Source organism: Capnocytophaga genosp. AHN8471 (assembly GCF_016806945.1).
Classification (GTDB): domain Bacteria; phylum Bacteroidota; class Bacteroidia; order Flavobacteriales; family Flavobacteriaceae; genus Capnocytophaga; species Capnocytophaga periodontitidis.
Map to the genome: position 1 here is coordinate 50,738 of NZ_JAESPJ010000019.1, position 21,438 is coordinate 72,175.

Below are 21,438 nucleotides of genomic sequence, written 5' to 3' on the forward strand. Positions count from 1 at the left end.
TTCAGTTTAGAAAGTGAGTTTTAATCCCATATTATACACGCGGGCATTGATAGCAGGGGCATTGGCTTCCAAGCCGTCAATACCTTTGTTGAACAAAGCGTTGCTACTTACCTCAGGGTCATAAAGAGAATAGTTAGTGAGGGTAAAGAGGTTTTGAGCACTGCCGTAAATACGCAATGAGCGCAAGCCTCCTATCTTTTTGAGTAATGTTTCAGGAAAAGTATAGCCTATTTGCACGTTTTTAAGACGCAAATACGAGCCATCTTCTATATAGAATGTACTGGGTAAAGCATTGCCACCATTATAGTTATCAGTTTTGGCAATAGGTAATTTAGTATTGCGATTGGTAGGAGTCCAAGAATTTAAGGCATCTACAGGCGCATTACTATTATAGTTGAAGTACAAATCATACTTTTCGGCATTGAAAATTTCATTGCCTGCTACCCCTTGGAAGAAAGCGGTGAAATCCCAATTTTTATAATTCAAATTGAGGTTATAGCCAAAAGTGAAATCAGGAGTAGGGTTCCCGATTACTTGTTTATCGTCTTCTTTTAGCTGCTTAGCCAGCTTAGCAGTGCCGTCTTTGGCTTGATAAAGAAAATCGCCTTGGTCATTAATTCCTACTACTTTATAGCCCCAGAAAGTACCGATAGGTAAGCCTTCTTTAGTAATGGTAGGACGGTCGTTAAACTTAGCACTCATCAACTCTCCACGAATAGGTTGTACCCCTTCACCCAATGCCAACACTTTATTTTGCATATAAGTGAGATTGGTTTGGAAGTTAAGAGTGAAATCATCCCATTTCTTTCTGAATTCCAAAGAAAACTCCAATCCCTTGTTTTCCACAGAAGCTGTATTGTAGTTAGGTACAGCTCCTTTATTAATCGTAATTGTTTGTCCTGAAGAAGGTAATGACTCGAGTGGTGCTAACAAATTGTTGTTGCGCTTGATAAAGTATTCGGCTGTGAAGGTGAGCATATTGTTGAGTACGCCTACCTCGATAGCTGCATTGGAGGTAATAGAAGTTTCCCACGTAAGGTCTTGTTGTGCAAAGCGAGTAACATAACCATACTGACGGCTACTACCGAAAATAGCTGGTACAGGACCATAAGCCAAATTCAAGAAAGTATAAGGGTCAATAAAGTTAGCACCTAATTCACCATAACTGGCACGCAGTTTTAGTTTGCTAAGCAGTTCGGTATCAAACCAAGGTTCTGAATGAATATTCCAACCTACTGAAGCTGAAGGGAAATAGCCTATACGATGCCCTTTGGCAAATTTAGAGGACTCATCACGGCGCAAGCTAAAAGATAGCAAATACTTGTTGTTGTAGTCGTAATTCAACCTACCGAAGAAAGAAAGTAACGCACTGTTAAGTTGGTTAGACCCTACTACCCCTTCACCATTATACGTTTTTACGGTAGGGGCTCCTAAATCGTTCACCCCTGAACTGATAGAGTTTTTACGGTAAAACTCACGCATCCAGCTGGTACCTAATAGCACATCGAAATGGTGTTTCTTTTGAAAAGTACGGTTAAAAGTGAGCAGATTATCAATAGTATAATTGAAGTGTTCCGCTCTACCTTCCGATAATGAAGTACGTCCTGTTTGATTGAGTTTAGCATCAGGAGTACCATCAGGATTAAAGAAGGTATTATAAGCAGGAGTGTGTTTATAGGTATTGGTATTTACATAAGTACCTGCTACATTTAGCTTATATTGCAAACCTTTCATCAGTTTAAAAGCTCCTGATAAACTTCCCGTAGCACTAGTGTTTCGAGTGAAAGCATCTTGTTTATAAATAGCTGCTAAAGGATTAGAAATATTAGTATTGGTGATAGAATAGCCTTTTGAAGCAGCAGTAGACACATAACGACCGTTTTCATCGGTTACAGGAATAGTAGGCATTTCGAGCGTACGAACACTCGGAGGAGCTACTTTCTTAGTATTGGCAATCGATAGTTTCTCTGTCAAGGAAAATCTACCCTTTTTGAAAGTAGAGTTGATACGTGCATTGTACTTGTCGTATTCCGATTTGATGATAATTCCCTCTTGTCTTACATAACCCAAACTGGTGTTGAAAGTAGAGTTTTCGCCACCACCCGATACACTCGCATTGAAACTACTCATTGGTGCATTGCGGTAGTATAAATCCTGCCAATCGGTACTGCGATTAGGGTCGGTAGGGTTTACGTTTTGAGGAGCACGGTCGTAAGACGGACTATTGTCAGCTACTTGGTTAGCAAAAGTACGCCATTGTTCAGCATTCATCATATTCAGCATTTTAGAAGGCGTTTGGTATGAATAAGAAGCATCTACCTCTACTATGGTTTTACCACTCTTACCATTTTTAGTAGTAACTAACACAACCCCATTGGCAGCACGTGAACCATAGATAGCCGCTGCTGAACCATCTTTAAGTATTTCTATGGATTCGATATCGGAAGGGTTGAGCGCATCAAGACCATCGGCAATAGCCCCATCGATTACATAAAGCGGTGCAGTAGCACCAAATGAGCCTGCTCCACGTACAACAATATTCACCTCAGCACCCGCAATTCCGCCGCGTTGCAAGATTTCTACCCCAGGGGTACGTCCTTGCAAGGCAGAAGCCACATTGGCAGTTACCTGCTTTTGCACCTCTTTAGCAGAGACTGAAGACACCGCAGCTGTCATACTCGATTTCTTTTGAGTACCATAGCCCACAATTACCACCTCTTCAAGCTGTTGGTTTTCATCTTTCATTTGCACATTGATAAGCGAACGCCCATTGACAGCAATGTTTTGGGTAATCATTCCTATATAAGAAATTTCCAAAGTAGCCCCGCGAGGCACATTGTTGAGGGAATAGTTCCCGTCCATATCAGTACTCACCCCGTGGGTAGTACCTTTCACTACTACACTTGCCCCCATTAAGGGTTCTTTGTTAGCATCAGTTACTTTCCCTTTAACATCGAGCGTTTGCGCCCATAAAGAGGAAGTAGTTAGACAGAGCAACAAAAGTGTTACCCAATGTCTGATCAAAGTTACTTTACTTTGCATAGTTTTTAAATTTGAAAATTTGAAAATTTGGAAATCAGCAAATAAATCATTGACTAATTTACTAATTGACTAATTGGCTAATTTGCTAATTATTTTTATTGACGGTGCAAAGTAAAAACAAAAAAAAACAAAATTGCAAGTTTTTTATTAAATATTTTTATTAAAATTTTTACTTTAAGAGGAAGTTGTTTTATATAACACTCATAATCAAGTATATAAATTAAAGTCCTTTATTTTATTTACTTGTGTTATTTTTACGATTTTTGTTTTTTAACAGTTAAAAATGGCGTTTTTTAGTCTTCAAGAGGTAGTAAAACGAAAAGAAAAAGCAATATATAAGGAATGGATTTATTTTTTATAGGAGGTGTATTATAAAATATTTTTAATAAATGAGGAAGGGGGTTAGCCCCCGTTCCCCCGAAGGGGGACAATCCGGAAAAGTGATTGTAAATCAGTTGAAGGGATATCCAAAAAGTTTTTGTGTGTAGGCGTTTGTAGCACATACCCAGCTGTGAGCACTCGCTGGCTTTCCCGAAGGGGGACAATCCGGAAAAGTGAGTATTTATGAGAAAGATTGTTCTAATGAGAAATATGGGCTTAACCTCATTTGCTAATTTTCAAATTTGCTAATTTTCAAATTTGCTAATTTACTAATTTACTCATTGGCAAATTAAACTCTCCCATATCGAGCATCGCATTGATGAAACCTATTTGTTCAAAGTTGTGAATATCAGTGTAGTGTATAGGGGCTTCGGTAATTTTACCTTCGTTGAGGAGTCGCTGACGGCAGGTACCATTGAGAAGAAAAGTGGAAGGTGTAAGCCATTGTTTGCCGTCAAAAAAGATGATATTAGCATAGCTGCTATCGGTAACTTTGCCGTTTTTGAGAAAAATCACCTCATCGGCACCAGAAGTTTGTTTTAAAGTGTTGAGAAATTCTCGGTTTAAAAATTTATAAGAATAATCGTATTCATCGGCGTTTACACATTTGATAGTGCTGATAGGTTTGATGTGATAAGGGTGTATTTCTACAATAGAGCTCTCCTTGCTATACACAATACGAATTTTGTACTTTCCAATTGCTGGTAAGGCAATTTTGGCAATACTATCCTGCAGTGAAAGTACCTTTTCATTTGGGAAGAAATGTGAAAAGGTACGGCAAACACGCTTTTGGTGATATGCTAAATGATAGATATCACCATCGAGGAGCTTTATTGATTCTATAAATTGTTGGTTTTCCATTAAATAGGGATATATATTTTCTCGATAATCTCATTGTATTCGTTTTGCGGTTGGCTTTGTGCGGTAATGCCAGCACCACTTTTGTAGTAATACTTATCACCGATATGTTCAATAAAGCGTATAAGCACACAACTATCTACCATATTACCATCGAAAACGCCTGCAATGCCCGTATAAAAACCACGCTCATAATTTTCGGCTTTGGCAATAACCTCAACCGATTTTTCTTTAGGCGCGCCCGCAATAGAACCCGCAGGGAGCAATGTCGCCAACAAATCACCTAAGTGTGCTTGCCAACCGTTGGGCAGTTCACCGACGATTTCAGAACTTGTTTGCAAAAGATCGCCCGTAGATTTTTTAATCACATCTACATATCTGAAGCGGGTGGTGTGTACATTGGTAGCTACTTTTTGCAAATCGTCGGACAATAGGCGTACTACCTTGTGATGTTCATCGATTTCCTTTTCGTTGTTGAGAAGTGTCGCCTCGGCATCGGGGATTGTTGCGCTGATAGTCCCCTTCATAGGGTAGGTTTTTATCAGGTTATTTTCTATTTTTACGAATATTTCGGGCGAAAAGCACACCCACTCATCTTTGTACAGCAATTTGTACTTAGCAGAGGCGTTGTGATATACCTCTTTGAGAGAAACGGCTGAAATTTCGGTAGCAAAAGTGAGGTTTACAAGCTCGGTATCGCCGTTTTTAAGGTGAGAATGTACCTTATCAAAGGCTTTTTGAAATTCGGGATAAGGAATGGGGTATTTTTCTATAGGAATAGGCGTTGCATTAGTTTTTTTCTCTTCAGCAAAAGAGAAAACAATATCATTAGGAAGCTGGGAGAGAGGGAATACCCTTCCGTTTTCGCCTTTATAGTCGATGATAAATAGACAGGGAGTGCGGTGCAATCCGCAGTTGTTGAGATGATTTTTCCAGTGGGTAGTGTTCATTAGTTTTTTACTTTTTGATTTCAATTATCAAGGCGCAAAAGTAGTAAAAAATACAGTACAAAAAAACTTTGCCAAAAACCATAGCGCGAGGCATTGAGGTATTTGACAAAGTTTTAAGAACCAAACCTATTTTTGTTTAAAAGAACTGAACTCTATAGATATCGATATATCTATCGTTATGTTTTTTGAAATTGGTAAATTTAATGCTCCTTACCTTGATAGGTTTTTTGAACTTCAAGTATATTTTTTGCTTGTAGCTACTACGTGTGTAAGAGCCTTGAGGGTAATAAGTAGTACCATCGGGAGAGGCTGAAATATCTACCCCTTCAAGAGTTTTTGTGTCACTCCAAGGCTGAGAAATCACTATACCATTCACTTCAGTTTCATCACCAAAATTAGTGATAAGATAGATACCATTTTTTTCACCGTCTACCCACCAGTTTTCATAACTATTTTTGAGTTTGCTCAAGTGACCAGGAGCATAATTAGACTCAAATTCATATTCTTCATCATCAATAATTGAGGACGAAGCACTGTCAGCTTCTTCTAAATTGTTGCCATCTTTAGGGAAGCTATCTTCTACAAAAGAAATTTTGATGCGATAAGCACCATCGTCGGTAGCGGTTTCAACAGCAAGGTCTTGAGGTGTTTTACTCGCTATTTTCATACGAAAGCGGAGGGTATACTCTTTGGTGATATCGATTTCTTTAAGTGCCTCAGGTTTGAGGGTTACCTTAAATTGTTCATTGGCGTTAGCTGATGAGATTTCAGCTTTTTCAACAGTGTAAGCTCCATCGGGCAGGCTTCTTTCGTAGCCTACTTGTTCTTTTTCAATTTTTAGGGTTACCGATTCGCCTGTAGCCAATACTCGTTGTAAGTACTTAGGCGCAAAGCTGAAAGAGGTGTCCTCAATGAGTTTGGTATTGGGGTCTCTAAACACTTTTTCGCTTATTTCACTGGGTGAGAAAGATACGATAGTTTTAGAGAGGTCTACCGGAGGGTTAGAAACTACGGGAGGTGTAGGCGTAGGTTCTTTAAGGATGTCTAACTCCTTAGAGTCGCGAGTACAAGCTACAGATAAAGCAACAGCAGTAAGTACTCCTAATAGATATATTTTTTTCATTGTTTTTACTTTTTTAGAATTCAACTTCGGTGTTATAATCTACAGTAGGGAGTTTTACTTCTCCATTGATAGTGTGAATATACCATTTTTCAGGTAATTTTTTATTAGGATTGGTAGAAGCATTTTTCACTACTTTTTGTCCGTTTTCCTCAACATAAGGGTCTTCGTTATACGGTATGTACAATTCCAAGCCATCGGAATCGGGTTTTACAAAATTTTGGGTAGCGGCTACTTGTCCTTGAGTAAGCGCTTTGCTCCAAAGGCGCATTTCGCGTACATAAGCATCGAGGTTACCATTACCAAAGCATAGTATTGGGAAATCGTTGATTTTAGCAGGGGCAGCAGAATCGAACATCAATTCGCCGTTCACGTACATTTTCAAATAGGCGCGACCTTCTAATTCTTCATAAGTTACTGCCACGTGATACCATTTATCGGCAGAAGGATGCCCCGTTACTTCTTGGAATTTGAAGTTTTTACCTTTATCGGTATTGAAGCCTAATTTGAGACCGCCATTCATAAACAAAAATGAACCCCCATAGAGCACGTTGTAAAGGGCAGAATCGGAAGAGGCACGACCGTTAGGGTACATCAAACCAGCGTTGCGAGACGCGTTGATAGGTGCTATAGAGTACTGCATTGTCCAAGCGGTGAGTTTCACATCGTTAGCATAAGTTTTACCACTCTCTTGTTTTCCTGTATTTTGTCCATAGATAGCGTGGAAAGCTTTATTTCTGAGGTGAGCTACTTTAGTTTTAAAGGAACGGGAGAGCAAGAACAAGGCATTTTTGCGGTTGTTTTGCACGATTACAGTACCATTCATAGGGGTGAGTTTCAAGGCAACGGCGTAGTTATTCGCTCCAGAGAGTTTTTGACCATTGGCATCGACTAAAGCACCGATATTGAACTGGAGTTTTCCAGCAGATACTTGTTGTCCTTTAGGTACACGTACTACGAGTGTGGTGGCGGTTTTGGTAACCCCTTGGTCGGTATAGCTCATTGCTAAGGTGTTAGCAGGCACCAAGTCGTAATCCACTTTATTCGCTTGATTATAAGCTGTTATAGCACTCTTATCCAAGCTCACTTGATAGTAAGTATCTTCAGCGATGGGGTTAGCCAATCGCACTTTCACTTCGGTAGGGGCACTGGATCCACTATCGTCTTTCACTTTGATAGTAGTCACCGCAGCGTTATCAAAAAGTACTACCTTTTGAGGGGTGATACCATCGGTATTAGGCAGTTTTTCACAAGCACTCCAAACAAGGGCAGCGAGTGAGAGTATACAAATCTTTTTCATAGGTCAATTATTTAGGTTTACGAATTGTCAATTCTTCTTTAAAATTCTTGTATTCATCGGTACTACGAGGGTCGATAATACGAGTTGCTTCACGCATCCAAGCGTAGTGTTTGTACTTTCTACCTTCTATTTTTTTCTCTTGCAAATAGCTTTTAAAGGCAACATCTTCAGCTGAAGTAGAGAAGTCTATTTCGCCGTGATAAGAGCCTACTCCGCCTACTCTTTTTTGTTTAGCGGCTTCGGCTTTTCCTATAATAGATTTGAACTGACCTTTTTCAAACTCGGAAGTAGAAACATTTTTATATTTATTAGAGATAAAAAGGAGAGGTCCTACACGATTAGGTCCATAATCTTGCATAATGTATTTGCTGATGTACCCATCGTTTAAACCAAAATCGAGTTGGCTTTCACCATCATACAAGAGGTAATACTTTTTCTCTACATAATTGCCTTTCTCAAAGAAAGGTTTATAGGCGCGGATGTACTCTTTTTCTTTTTCGTGGTAGCCTGAATGATTTTCATCGAAAAGGTCGCGGAGGTACTGTTTGCGTTGGTCGCCTGAATATTTATCACCAAAGTATTTACCAATTTCGGCGATAAAGGTATTCATATTTTTGTTATAACCATTTACAGAAGTACCAGAAGCAAACTCGTTGTAGCCGTGACCGTGGTTACCGATGTTAGGTTCCCAGTCGATATCAAAACCATCAAAACCGCAAGCGATGATGTAGCGCGCTAAGTCGCGAGCGTAGATTTGGCAGCGGAATGTTTCGTTATCGGGAGTTTTTTCTTCGCCGTATTTTTGGCGAAAACGAGCAAAACCATTTTCTTTACCTTCACTTGGCAAACCGAGCCCCACGTTTGACACTTGCCAGCAGAGGAACACTTTACTTCCTTTTTTGTGAAAAATATCTAAGTCGTATTTTTCATTTTCGGTCATATCGGCAGGTTGTTTGCCATAGCCCCCCCAAAGAGAGATAGCGGTGGTAGTATCGGGGATGGATTGCAACCAAGAGCGGTCGAGCCCATCGACGGCGCGCCAGCCTGTCCACCACATATAGATAAACGGTTTTTCACCTTGGTTAGCCCACGCTTTTTGTTTGTACTCGGTGAGCATTTGGTAATAAGCATCCCATTTTTTTTGGGCTTCAGCTTCGGCTTTGGCTTTAGCTTCAGCCTCGCGTTGTTGTTCTTGTTTAGCACGCTCGGTGAGCTGCTGTTTATAGTCTTTTTCTACGTCTAAAGGTTCTGTTTTCACGCAGTTTGCCATTAACAGACTTAGAGCGCACAGACTAAGATATTTAACTGTTCTGTTTTTCATAGTTTTTAATTTTTATCGTGTATTAGGGTTTACATCCCACCAGAGGTGAGTATTACAATCGTCTACGGCACCAGGACCTAAAAGTTGTACACCACGGAGTACATTTTCACGGTTTTCACCTGTGTATTCCGATTGAGGATAGATAGCACGGCGGACACCTTTGGTACGACCATCGGTAGATTTGATAGTGTTACCGTGGATAGCATCGGCATTATAGGCTACAGGGTTGATTTGGCGAGGGTAACCTGTACGACGCCATTCAGTCCAAGCCTCGTGACCATCGGGGAAAATAGCTAAATACTTTTGAGTAATGATTTTCTCTAATTTATCCTCGTTCGTAGCTGCAGCGGCATAAGACACTGTTATTTCAGAAGGTGCACCTTGATTGTTGGCTGCATTGAGAGGATCAACATAAGGAGCAGGTTTATTGGTGTTGTTGCTTGCATAAGAATTAGCACTTACACCATTTTCTCTAAAACTCATTGCAATACCTTCCTCATAAAGAGTTTGGTCGGTTTTAGCATCGGTGGTAAGACCGAAGAGTTTAGCTTCAGCTCTTAAGAAATAGACTTCAGAAGTTTTCATCACATAAGTAGGTGAATCCTCTTTGATGTTAGGGTAGCCAAAGCCTAAATAGTTTTTATCACCTGCAAAACCTGAGCGTATACCTTGTAATTCTGTTTGATTGGTATAACCATCGGGGCGTTCGGTAGGGTTGAGCTTGAAGTAAGCGTTCATACGAGGGTCTTGATAGCCTTTGAGGTATGACCAGATAGTTGCCCCCATACGGGTATCTTGGTAGTTATTAGCAATCATTTCTAAGCTGTTGAGAATGATAAGGCGCTCATTTGTTTGGAGTTTAGCCATATCGCTCATATCTTCCATCACACCGCCATTGAGAGCTTTTTGAGCTTCTTCTTTAGCTTTGGCAAATGCTACATAGCGGATGCGCACTGCCATACGCAAGCGAATAGAGTTTGCAAATTTAATCCATTTGTTCAAATCACCCGCATAGAAAAAGTCGTTTTTACGGATACTTTCAGGAAGGCTGTAATTGCTTTTGTACTCGTTGAGATAAGTTACTGCTTCATCCAATTCTTTGAAGAGCTGGGTATAAATCTCTTCTACAGAATCGTAAGGTACTTTGGTAAGCCCTTTACCTTGGTTAGAATATGGTAGAGGTCCAAACATATCGGTAGCACGCAATACCCCTAAAGCTTTGCAAATCATTACCATTTGGTAGATTGCTTTGTAAGTAATATCGTTAGGGTCGGCGAGAATGGTATTGGTTCTCACGTCACGCCAAGAGGAGATGATAGTGCTGAACATACCTGAATAGTTGTTGTTCATCCACCATTCAGCCATATAGCCTGTAATCATTGTTTTTTGGTTATTCCACTTATTAATAGGAGGGTTCATATAGCCTACATAACTATCGCCCATCATATTGATAGAGGTTTGGTAGAGGTTGGTACCATTCACCGCACGGGTAGGGATGATTTGGTTTTGAATCGTTCCCAAATACCCTGCTATGTTAATCCCATCGCGTTCTGCTATTTTTTTAGTAGGATTGGTAGGATTGGTATTGATGTCCTGAAAATCCTTAGTACAAGCGAAGGTAAGGAAGGACAACATACTGATATATAGTAATTTTTTCATTGGTTTACATTTTTTAAATAAACGTTTTTATTATAAAGAGGCTTTGATAGCGATACCTAAACTGCGGAGAGAAGGCATTCTAAAAAAGTCGGCACCAGTGCCATAGCTTTTAGTATTGGCAGTTGATTCGGGGTCGAAAGGCGCTTTGAGGTACAACATAGCTAAGTTATAACCAGTAACCGACATACTGAGTGATTTGAGCCATTTCATACTATTCATTTCGGCTAAAGGCAAACGATAGGTAAGTGATAACTCTTGTATGCGCACATTAGTAGCATCATAGCTATAGTAAGCAGGCAAACTTACCCCACCATTGGCAATGGTTTCATAGTATTTGCGAGCGTCGTACAACACACCGTCAATCATTACGCCTCCACGGTCACGCGCATCGGCGGTAGCTTTAGAAACACCGTACTGGTCAAGCCACGCTTGGGTGCGTGATTGCACGATACCACCAAAACGACCATATATCATTACATCGAGCGATAGATTTTTATAGAAAGTGAAGCTGTTGCGCCATCCCATAGTGAAATCGGGGGCGGTATTACCGATAAGGTATTCGCGAGTGTTATCAATTTCGTAAGTACCTTTGCCAGAATCTACTAATTTGCCATCGGCACCGCGTTTAAGGAGTTTATCGGTAATCACATCGGTCATAGAACCACCTTCGCGAATGCTGCCCACTTTGGTAATATCAAAATAAGTACCATTGATAGGGTTGCGGTAATGATGAGCTAATTCCTTTACGAGGTTGATGTTGCGTGTATAGGTTACATTGCTGCTCCAAGCAAAGTTGCCAAAAGTTTTGTTGAAACCTAATCCTGCTTCAATACCTTTGTTTTCTATATTACCTGCTTGTAACCACAAACGTTTGTAACCACTGGATTCAGGTAAATCATAAGAAAGCAATTGGTTGTAAGTATTCGATTTATAAACTGTAACATCAAGGTTTAAAGCGTTTTTAAACAATTTGGCATTCAAGCCCGCTTCGTAAGATTTAGTGCGTTCAGCGGTAAAATCGGGGAAAGGATAATCGGGGTCAGAACTGATACCTGTACCACTAAAACCAAAGGTACGTGTACCAGGAGTAAAGCCTTCACGAGAGATAGGTGATCCCACCTCGGTATATGAAGCACGCACTTTGAGGTAAGGTAACCATTCGGGCATTTTCACAAATTCGGAAACAACCCCTGAAAGCCCTACCGATGGATAGAAAATCGCTTCATCGTTCGTATTTACAAGTTGAGACGCCCAGTCGGTACGCCCTGTAAGGGTAAGGAACAATCGGCTTTTCCAGCCCAATTCGGCACTACCAAATACAGCTATATTGCGGGTATGGCTATGTGTTTGCACTTTACCTCCACGAGGGTCGAGGTTGCTCACAGCGAAGAAATTGGAGATATTGTGCAAATTACCTCTAAAACCAGCTTCTTTATGCAAGTTGTCGTCGTAAGAAGCTCCGAGGTTGGCAGAGATATTAAACATTTTGCGTTCATTACCATCGGCATCTTGATATTTACCAAAATCTTTGTTGATATTAGCCATCACATCGGCATAGGTTTGATTGATTGTTTTGAGCGTATAACGCCATTCGCCATAGTAACCTACCCCTGTACTTTGGTCGGATGTAGCATAAGCACGCATTTCGCCCTCTCCTTGAGTGTTATCAATACGCACACGACCACTGATATTGAGCCAGCTAAGAGCATCATAAGTAAGAGAAGCAGAGTACATATTGCGTTTTCTCTTTTCTAAGAACTGCTGGCGGTAGATATTCCAATAAGGATTTTCCTTTATGACCCCATTGGCAACATTACCTACATAAGGATAGTATTGTTCGTTGATTTTGCGTGAAGGATTCCAGCGTTCCCACGCTTTGAGCTCTTCAAAATTATCACCGCGAGGGAAGAGGTACAAAGAAGTGAGCGGGTTGAATACCCCTCCTTGAGAGTACATATTTTGGTTACCTTGCAAAATATAACTCGCTGAAAAATCTAAATGTAGTTTGTTGTTTAGGAAATGAGTAGTATTACGCCCCATAAAGTTGTGGCGGTAGTAACCATTGGTAGGGATAATCCCTTTAGAATCGGTAGAAGCAAAAGACACATAGGTTTGGTTTTGGGCAGAACCTATAGAAAAATCTACCGCGTTGTTGTGTACTACCCCTGTATGGAAGAATTTGAGAGGGTCGTAAGTAGAAGGAGTTGCCAATTTAACACCCCAGCTGGTCTCACCACTACTGCCATAAGTGTTTTGAAATTCGGGGGTAATAAAAGGAGTAAGCACTTCCACTTTAGAGTTGAAGTTTACGGAAACTTTACCTTCTTTACCTTTTTTAGTGTTGATAATCACCACTCCATTGGCAGCTGCTGCACCATATAAGGCAGCTGCTGAAGGGCCTGTTAAGATATTGATACTCTCGATATCTTCGGGGTTGAAGTCTGAGATACTTTCACCACCCCCAGGAGTACCGAAATCGCCGCCATCGGAAGCAGAAGAAGCATTGTTGAGCGGAATACCATCTACCACATAAAGGGCATTGTTATTACCCGTGATAGATTTAGCACCACGCATAATCACCTTGGTAGCCCCTCCGACCCCAGAGGCACTGCGTTGAATGTTCACCCCAGCAACTTTACCATTGAGGTTATTCACGAAGTTCGCGTCCTTCACTTTGGTAAGCTCTTCAGCTTTCACTTGTTGCACGTTGTAGCTCAAGGCTTTTTGTTCGCGCTTGATACCCAAAGCCGTTACTACAACTTCGGTGAGCTGTTGCGTTTCATCTTTTAACAGTACATTGATAACAAGGTTATTACCGTTGCCTACTACTTTTTTAGTTTGGGTAACATAACCTATAGAACTAAATTCAATTGTTTCGTTAGCTTTAGCGCGAAGCGTATACTTCCCGTCAAAATCTGTTGAAACACCACGCGTAGTACCTTTAATAACTACGTTCACTCCTGGTAAAGGAGTTTTGCTTTCATCAGTAACGACACCCGTTACGGTTTTCTCCTGTGCCCATAGCAAGCTGCCACAACACACAAAGATAAATAACATTAATATTCTTACCTTCATATATAATATAATTAAAATTATTATTACGAGGCAAAGTTAAGAATATTTTAACAATTAACAAGGGTTTTAACTTATTTTTTTTATTACGAATTAGATATTTTATCTTTTGTTTAACAATATGTAGCTGAAAATCAGCATAAAAACATAATTATTTAGAAAGATAATTTTTTTGTAATCTTTGGCGATATAAAATAAAATATTTATGCAATCATTGGTTATATTAATAAAATATTTTTATGAATGAGGTTTTGTAGTTAAATTTGAGAAGGCGTATAAAAAGTTTTTTGAGAAGGGGAGGGGAGAGGTGAGATTTTTTGAAGAGAAAGTTTGTGTAGCAGTTTCATAAAATAGGAAATAAATACATATATTTAAACTTTAATAAAGAAAAGAGAAGCAATAAAAAAGAGACTATTCAAAATGTTGAATAGTCTCTTTTTATATATAAATCCTTATCCCCAAAGTGCCTACGACTGGATTCGAACCAGCACGCCCTAACGAGCACCACCCCCTCAAGATGGCGAGTCTACCAATTTCTCCACGTAGGCTAACGTGTTTGTGACCTGGCTGGGGCTCGAACCCAGGACCCCAACATTAAAAGTGTTGTGCTCTACCAACTGAGCTACCAAGTCCCTTAAAAAAATAAAAAAACAAATTGTATAACCCTTGTGACCTGGCTGGGGCTCGAACCCAGGACCCCAACATTAAAAGTGTTGTGCTCTACCAACTGAGCTACCAAGTCCTATAAAAAATAACAATAATTGTATAACCCTGTGACCCGGCAGGGGATCGAACCCTGGACCCCAACATTAAGAGTGTCGTGCTCTACCAGCTGAGCTACCGAGTCATTATGACAATCAGTATTTTCTTGTTTGCGGGTGCAAAGATATAACATTTTTATTACGTAGCAAGAAAAAAAGTATTATTTTTGCATTTTATTTTAAAAGTATTTTTCAACCCCTTACTATCCAATAGATTACAAATGAAAATAATTTTACTCGGTTATATGGGAAGTGGTAAATCTACCCTTGGGGACGCCTTAGCTGCTGCTAAAAATGTACCTTTTGTAGACCTTGATGTTTATGTAGCTACCGCCGAAAAAATGAGTGTACAAGATATTTTTGCTACCAAAGGAGAGATATATTTCCGCAAAAAAGAAACCTTCTATTTGCAAGAAATCCTGCAAAGAGAAGGTGATTGTATACTTTCATTAGGGGGAGGTACCCCCTGTTTTGGCAATAATATGGAATTGATAAAAGCTGAAGGAAATGTTTCTATTTACCTGAAATATCTTCCTAAAAGCTTGGCTAAACGCTTAGCTAAATCCACTTCCCGTCCTTTACTAAAGGAACTAAAAAAGGAGGATTTAGAAGATTTTATCCGCAAACATCTCTTTGAGCGCAATACTTTCTATACACAAGCTACACATAGCCTCGCGATGGACGGACTAACTAAAGAGGAAAGTTTGCAGCAAATACTTACAATACTTTCAAACTACTCACTTTAGTCCAGCCAGTTTTTCCATTGGCTAAACGTATTTTTACCCAATCGTTTGTTTTTTCAGTAATTTCAACTTTGGTGCCTTCGTGTAGTTGTAATACTTCACTGCTATAGGCATTAGCTTCTGAAAATACCCTTACGGTTTTATTAAACAATATAGCATACTTTTCACCATCTACTTGTTTTTTGTGAAAGTTAGCAATAAAATAAGTGCCCACAGCTATCGCTACTGATATGAACATCAGGGTGAAAAAGAGTCGTTTGAGAGAAGTCTGTTCTAAAAAATAGTAACAGAAAAAACTCAACACAAATGCGATGACACCTATAATAGAGAGTACAGCCCACGTTTGCAAGCTAAACAAACCTGTAACGGCATCAGAGAATTGGCGCAACCACGTTTTGGGAAGCGGAACAATAGCGTCTACTTTCATTTGGTTTGCCAATAGAAGTCCGTCCTTAGCCTGCTGATTATCGGGGTTGAGCTGGAGGGCTTTCTCGTAATAATAAATGCTCTCAGGTACGTGATTTAGTTTGTAGTGAGCACTTGCCAAATTGTAGTACAAGGCAGACGATTCTTTCCCGTGAGCCAATATAGTTTTATATTGCTCAATAGCTTCAGTGTATTGACCTTGTTGATAGAGCTGAGCAGCTTTTTCAAACAGATTGATATTGTTATCTTGAGAAAAAAGTTGCGCAGAAACTAATAGAAGGATATAGATAAAAATATTGTTTTTCATTTTGTTTAGCGATTACTTATTTTTCACTTGTTTGTCGAGTGCTGAAATTACTTCTACAGCATCTCCAAAATCTTTTTCCATAGAGGCATCGGTGTGGTGTTGTGAATATCGTGCCATTTCACAATTAGCGAGTAATGCCATAAATTGTGTTACAGTAGCCTCATTAGCCTTTTGGTTGAGCAATAATTCAGTAATTTTATCCTTGCTCATCTCGGCAGTTTCAATCTTCAATTTAGCTTTTAAATAGTTGTGTAAAGCGCGCTCTAAGGCTTCGTAGAACGTACCTTTATCACCTAATTTGCGTTTGGCTTCTCCTAAATATTTCTTTGCTAATCTGTTAGCTGCCCTCACTTTATTTCCTTCTATATCACTTGCTCTTTGCATTTTGATATGCCACCAAATAAGAGCTATCGGGATGAGCAATAATGGCAAGAGTAACCACGAATAGTAGCTGGTAGAACCGAAGAATACAGATGTATGTATATCTTGGAGGTCGGCATTCATTTGCAAGCCGCCTAAAGTTTTAGGAGCGGTAGTTAGTTCGTTGGCTGTAGTGTCACTATCTGGGGTAGGACCTTCAGTTACGTCTATCCATAAATCGTTTGTTTTTACAGTTTCATACTTTTGTGTTTTAGGGTTAAAGTACGAAAAAGAGAGTCCAGAGATAGGATATTTACCTTTGTACTCAGGTACAATAGTGTAGGTTTGTTCTAATCGACCTTTCATCCCACTATTAAGTGAAGGGAGTACATCGTCTTTTTGTTCAGGTGCGTACACTTCTAATGATGATGGAAAATTAGGCTTAGGCAAATCAAATAATTTGAAGTTTCCGTTACCTGATATTTCTATTTTCAACTGGGTACTTTCATTAGCTTTGAGGGTAGGTTGGGTAAGGTTTACTGCAAATGAAAAATCACCTACAGCCCCAGAGAAGTTATCTGGTTTACCTTGCTCAGGCAATGGTTTTACATTGATTACTGCACTACCTGAAGAAACTTTTCGCTCCATACTTTCGTATACAAGACCGCCAAAGAAATCGCGTTGCCCTGTAGGTGCAGTGAGTAATACGTTCAAATTCAAGGGTTCTAAGGTGATGCTACCTGTTTTTTGAGGGTAGAGTATCATTCTGCGTCTCATCACAACAGTACGATACACCTGACCTTTATAGGTGCGTTCTTCTACTTGGTAGTCGTTCGCTCTAATCTCTTGACTCCAGAATTCAGGGTATTTAGGAGTGTTCAATTCTTGGAAGTTATTCACCGCAATACCTCTACCTACGTACAAGCGATAAGTAACAATTACTGCCTCATTTAGGTAAGGATTAGGGTTGGATATTTCGGTTAAGAGGAATAAGCCTTCACGAGCATAATCATTGCTATTCTTCTCCATTGTAGGAGTTTTTACAGCATCGGTAACAGTAATAGTAATAGGATTAGTGCGGTAAGTCCTACCGTCAATCTCTATACTTGCTTGCCCGATAGTAAAGTTACCTTTGGTTTTAGGTTCTAAGATATAGACATAGGTTTTGGAGAAACTGCTTACTCCATTAATCCACGATTTAGAAATTGATTGAGAGGGACCCATTACCACTGTAAATCCGTGAAAATTAGGTGGGGTGAAGTTATCTCCGTCTTTATTCATAGAGAACTCTATACGCAAGCGTTCGTTAGCCCCTAATTGATTTTTACTCACTTCGGCTTTAAACTCTACTTGTTGTGCATAGAGACTTTGGATTAAGAAAGTTATAAAGAATATAATCTTGTATTTCATTTTTTATTATTATTTGTTAAATAAGGTGAATTGCTATTCACTTCTATTACCAATCTTTTTCAGATTTAGCGCGTTGTCCTTTTACTTTTTGAGCATTGATTTTCTCTTGAGTTTTGCGCTCTTCGTTGTTCATAGCTTCTAAAATGCGCTCCATTTGTTGTGGAGAAAGAGATGAAGGACGCTGTTGTCTACCTTGCCCTTGTCCGTTTTGGTCTTTATCTTGTTGATTGTTTTGATTAGGGTCTTTTTGATCGTTACCCTTATCCTTATTTTTATCTTGCTTGTTATCGCCTTGATCTTTGTTGTCCTTATTATCTTGGTTGTTCTGGTTATTTTTATTGTTTTGGTTTTGGTTATTCTGGTTTTGGTTATTCTGGTTTTGTTGATTTTGCTGGTTGTTTTGGTTTTGTTGATTTTGCTGATTGTTCTGATTTTGTTGGTTATTTTTATCTTTATTGTTCTTGTTGTCTTGTGGAGGTGGAGGATTTTGTTTGAGCATTTCTTTGGCTACAGCTAAATTATAACGAGTTTCTTCGTCTTTAGGGTTATGGCGAAGAGCTTCTTTGTAGGTGAGTACAGCCTTGTCGTATTCTTTTTTCTTCATAAAGGCATTGCCCAAGTTGTGGAACGCCCTGTGTTTTTCATCTTCACTAATCTTATCGGAAGCAGAAGCGTTTTTGAGTCGGGAGAAAGCCTCGTCATAACTTTTTTGTTGGTAATACATAGTGCCGAGGTTATATTGCGCAGTAGCATTGTTTTTATCTTCGGCTATTGCCTTGCGATATTCCACTTCGGCTTGTATAGGTTTATCACTTTTGAGAGCAGTATTGCCTTCATAAGTGTATTTTTTAGAGTTAGCCATTGCTTTTTGAGCTTCTTTTTCTGCTTTGTTTTGGGCAAAAGCAGAGAGAGAGAGTAAGGATAATGATATGTATAGAATGTTTTTCATTTTACTTTTTTCTTTCATTAAAAAGATTCAATTTCTTCACCCATTGTGTTTTGCGTTCAAAAATAGTAAGATCTAATAGAAGTAATAATAAAGCACCTCCTAAAAACCACTGAAATTGATCTTTAAAATCTACAAACTTTTGAGTGTCAAACTGACTCTTTTCAGTACCGTCTAATATTTTATTAATTTGGTTTACTGCTTTTTGAGTGTTATCACCGTTGAGGTATTCACCTCCTGCATTGCTCGCTATCTGTTGCAAGAGTTCGGGGTTGAGCTTGGTAATTACTACTTCGCCATTGCTGTCGCGTTTATAAGTTTGTCCGCCTCCTTCTTTTATAGGGATAGGAGCTCCTTTTTCAGTACCAATACCTATGGTATAAATGTGTACCCCTTTTTCTTGTGCTTCCGAAGCAATTTCAGTAGCACCCATTTCGTGGTCTTCGCCATCGCTGAGGATAAAGAGCAAGCGGGCTGTAGGGCTCTTGTCGTCAAAATAATTGCTTGCCATACGTATTGCCTCTTGAATAGCAGTACCTTGTGAGGAAAGCATATCGGTATTCATACCTTGGAGGAACATTTTTGCCGCCGAATGGTCGGTTGTGAGCGCTAATTGAGGGTAAGCACTCGCTGCATAAGCCACGATGCCCACGCGGTCGCCTTTTAGCTGACTAATAGTCTCAAAAGCAATGCGTTTCGCTTTTTCTAAACGGTTAGGAGCTACATCTTCAGCAAGCATACTTTTAGAGACATCGATAGCAAAAACGATATCCACCCCTTCGCGTTTTACAGTCTCAATTTTAGTGCCTATTTTAGGATTAGCCAAAGCAATGCTCAGCAGTAAGAACACTACAGCCAAAACACTCCACTTCACCCACAGTTTGAAGCGGGATCGGTCGGGGGCTAAACGTCTAAGAGTTGATGAGGAGGCAAATTGTTTTTGCAATCGGCGTTTGCGAAGCATTGAAAAGGCAAAAATGATAAATAGCGGAATGAGTATCGCTATGAGCCAAAGATATATTTTTTCGTCGATATGAACCATAAGTTAATTAGTAAAATAAGTAAATTTAGCAATTAGTTGATTTGTAATAAGCAGATTGTGATAATCAAATATTGCGCCAAACGTTGCAAAGATAATAATTATTTCTTAATTTAGACATTAGTTATTAGTTGCTAACGACTAACCACTAAAAACTAACTACTATATTTCTGTTATTTTTAAAATAATTAGTGTCTTTGTCTCATAAAATCAATTGTTATGAGCGTTTAAAAAATAAATCCAATAGTTTTAGAAAAAGCCAAGCGTTACTCAGAAAATAATATTTTGAATGAACGTGAGTTAGGAGAGTTTTATAAAAAAGAGTGGAATGAGAAGACAAAACACATTGATATGAATGCTATTTTCAAACAACTTGATGAAATTGTTTCCAAGTAAATGAATATAGATATTGATGCTGTAAGGTTTGATTCTCTTTCGCAAAATAAAGCGAATAAAAGTTTGTAGGAATTAAATTTTGTTGTATCTTTGCGCCATAAATAATACGCGAAAATAGCTCAGTTGGTAGAGCGCAACCTTCCCAAGGTTGAGGTCGCGGGTTCGAGACCCGTTTTTCGCTCTTTTTAATTATTAATTGTTAAATGAATATCACGCCACAAGCCCTCCCCTGTACCCCTTTAAGCAGTACTCTCAAGAGATACAGTGGTATATTCTTTTCTAATAGTACAATAGCTATATTTTTCTTTTGAAAAATGTAGCTATTTTTTTATCACTATGAAGCAAACACTCTTATTATTTATGTTTTTATCTCTTACCATTGTACGCGGGCAACATACATCGGGCGGATATAAGCCTTTCCTCAACCAATATGGACTTAAAGGGAAGGTTAAAACGCTTATAGAATATAACGAATATGGCTCTTCAACAAGGTATTATTTCAATAAAAAAGGGCAGCTTGTGAGTTATCAAACGTATAGCAGTGACGGGAATAAGGTAAAGGAAATTATGTTTGAGTATACCGATGATGGCAAACTAAAAACGATGAAAAGCGATGAGTCTCTGTCGGTATTTACTCAGTTGCCTAACAATGTGCTGCAAGAGACAGTAACTGTAAATATAAGTGGTATCAAGGCAGGTGAGACATACCTTTATACGTATGATAGCAAAGGAAATCTGCTTTCTAAGGAGAGGAAAGCAAAGGGAGGTTATGATGGCATCAACTATAAAGAACTCTACGAATATGATAGTGCGGGCAGGCTTTTGGTAAAGAAATATGACCTTGCTTATATGAAAAAAAGGAAAGACTCTTTTGGAGGGAGTTATAGCGAGAAAGACAATATGGAAGTGTATCAATACGATACTAATGGACAACTGAAAAAACATACTCAATATGATACTGATGGGAAAATAGAACTGATAGAAGACTATAAGGGTGGCGTACTTGTATCTAAACAAGAGTATATATTAGGAAATTTTATGGGGAGGACGAAATACATTTATAACAATACTACACATCAAATAAGAGAAGAGTATTACGAGGATAAAACTGGTGTAAAACCTTCTTCTACAAAAGTTTATCAGCTTACTTATGATAAGATGGGAAATCTAATCCTAAAAGTCTTGATAGCAGAAGAAACATCTGGGAAAGTCAAGAATTTTAAAGGGAATGATATCCAAATAGAAGAAAAACGAGAAATAGAATATTATCCGTAAGACCGTAATAATGCTAACCATACAACAAAATTTAGCACTTGTAAATACTAAAAACACAGCAATATCTATATA

At 39.0% G+C, this 21,438-nt stretch carries 14 protein-coding genes and 5 tRNA genes; 3 read left to right on the forward strand and 16 right to left on the reverse strand.

The window, feature by feature from the left end; genetic code table 11:
- Positions 1–6: 6 nt before the first annotated feature.
- From JMN12_RS08420 to JMN12_RS08475, 12 genes are all read right to left on the reverse strand, one after another.
- Positions 7–3,042, reverse strand: coding sequence for a SusC/RagA family TonB-linked outer membrane protein (locus JMN12_RS08420; protein WP_203138606.1), 3,036 nt, complete (start codon positions 3,040–3,042; stop codon positions 7–9).
- A 642-nt stretch (positions 3,043–3,684) separates the two neighbouring features.
- Complete coding sequence (locus tag JMN12_RS08425; protein ID WP_203138608.1) at positions 3,685–4,284, reverse strand: aminotransferase class IV; 600 nt, start codon at positions 4,282–4,284, stop codon at positions 3,685–3,687.
- The gene (locus tag JMN12_RS08430) at positions 4,284–5,231 is read right to left on the reverse strand and encodes an aminodeoxychorismate synthase component I (protein WP_203138609.1); all 948 of its coding nucleotides are present in this window, start codon (positions 5,229–5,231) and stop codon (positions 4,284–4,286) included. The genes JMN12_RS08425 and JMN12_RS08430 overlap by 1 nt, the downstream gene beginning before the upstream one ends.
- Before the next feature lie 136 nt (positions 5,232–5,367).
- The gene (locus JMN12_RS08435) at positions 5,368–6,354 is read right to left on the reverse strand and encodes a discoidin domain-containing protein (RefSeq protein WP_203138610.1); all 987 of its coding nucleotides are present in this window, start codon (positions 6,352–6,354) and stop codon (positions 5,368–5,370) included.
- A 13-nt stretch (positions 6,355–6,367) separates the two neighbouring features.
- The gene (locus tag JMN12_RS08440; protein ID WP_009412306.1) at positions 6,368–7,651 is read right to left on the reverse strand and encodes a DUF1735 and LamG domain-containing protein; all 1,284 of its coding nucleotides are present in this window, start codon (positions 7,649–7,651) and stop codon (positions 6,368–6,370) included.
- Between the two features lie 7 nt (positions 7,652–7,658).
- Entirely contained in the window at positions 7,659–8,972 is a 1,314-nt protein-coding gene (locus JMN12_RS08445; protein WP_203123023.1) for an endoglycosidase, read from the reverse strand.
- Positions 8,973–8,984: 12 nt separating this feature from the next.
- Positions 8,985–10,631 carry a SusD/RagB family nutrient-binding outer membrane lipoprotein gene (locus JMN12_RS08450; RefSeq protein ID WP_198472402.1) on the reverse strand — a complete coding sequence of 549 codons (1,647 nt, stop codon included), beginning with the start codon at positions 10,629–10,631 and terminating at the stop codon, positions 8,985–8,987.
- A gap of 30 nt (positions 10,632–10,661) precedes the next feature.
- Positions 10,662–13,706 (reverse strand): SusC/RagA family TonB-linked outer membrane protein, encoded by a 3,045-nt coding sequence (locus JMN12_RS08455; protein WP_203138616.1) that lies wholly within the window; start codon positions 13,704–13,706, stop codon positions 10,662–10,664.
- Positions 13,707–14,167: 461 nt separating this feature from the next.
- Positions 14,168–14,251, reverse strand: a tRNA-Leu gene (locus JMN12_RS08460).
- A gap of 11 nt (positions 14,252–14,262) precedes the next feature.
- Positions 14,263–14,335, reverse strand: a tRNA-Lys gene (locus tag JMN12_RS08465).
- 37 nt (positions 14,336–14,372) lie between these two features.
- Positions 14,373–14,445, reverse strand: a tRNA-Lys gene (locus JMN12_RS08470).
- A 32-nt stretch (positions 14,446–14,477) separates the two neighbouring features.
- Positions 14,478–14,550: transfer RNA gene (locus JMN12_RS08475), tRNA-Lys, on the reverse strand.
- 135 nt (positions 14,551–14,685) lie between these two features.
- On the opposite strand from JMN12_RS08475, the gene JMN12_RS08480 reads away from it, so the two are divergent.
- The gene (locus tag JMN12_RS08480) at positions 14,686–15,210 is read left to right on the forward strand and encodes a shikimate kinase (protein ID WP_203093941.1); all 525 of its coding nucleotides are present in this window, start codon (positions 14,686–14,688) and stop codon (positions 15,208–15,210) included.
- On the opposite strand, the gene JMN12_RS08485 is transcribed toward JMN12_RS08480, so the two are convergent.
- The 4 genes from JMN12_RS08485 to JMN12_RS08500 are packed head-to-tail and all read right to left on the reverse strand — an operon-like array spanning position 15,182 to position 19,698.
- On the reverse strand, positions 15,182–15,940 hold the full coding sequence (locus JMN12_RS08485; protein ID WP_009412311.1) for an SH3 domain-containing protein: 759 nt from the start codon (positions 15,938–15,940) through the stop codon (positions 15,182–15,184). The genes JMN12_RS08480 and JMN12_RS08485 overlap by 29 nt on opposite strands.
- 12 nt (positions 15,941–15,952) lie before the next feature.
- Positions 15,953–17,710 carry a BatD family protein gene (locus tag JMN12_RS08490; RefSeq protein WP_203093940.1) on the reverse strand — a complete coding sequence of 586 codons (1,758 nt, stop codon included), beginning with the start codon at positions 17,708–17,710 and terminating at the stop codon, positions 15,953–15,955.
- Positions 17,711–17,756: 46 nt separating this feature from the next.
- Positions 17,757–18,659, reverse strand: a complete 903-nt coding sequence (locus tag JMN12_RS08495; protein ID WP_203093939.1) for a tetratricopeptide repeat protein — start codon at positions 18,657–18,659, stop codon at positions 17,757–17,759.
- 1 nt (position 18,660) lies between these two features.
- The gene (locus JMN12_RS08500; protein WP_198472407.1) at positions 18,661–19,698 is read right to left on the reverse strand and encodes a vWA domain-containing protein; all 1,038 of its coding nucleotides are present in this window, start codon (positions 19,696–19,698) and stop codon (positions 18,661–18,663) included.
- A 501-nt stretch (positions 19,699–20,199) separates the two neighbouring features.
- On the opposite strand from JMN12_RS08500, the gene JMN12_RS08505 reads away from it, so the two are divergent.
- Positions 20,200–20,272, forward strand: a tRNA-Gly gene (locus JMN12_RS08505).
- 155 nt (positions 20,273–20,427) lie between these two features.
- Positions 20,428–21,366 carry a hypothetical protein gene (locus JMN12_RS08510; RefSeq protein ID WP_203138618.1) on the forward strand — a complete coding sequence of 313 codons (939 nt, stop codon included), beginning with the start codon at positions 20,428–20,430 and terminating at the stop codon, positions 21,364–21,366.
- Positions 21,367–21,438 lie beyond the last annotated feature (72 nt).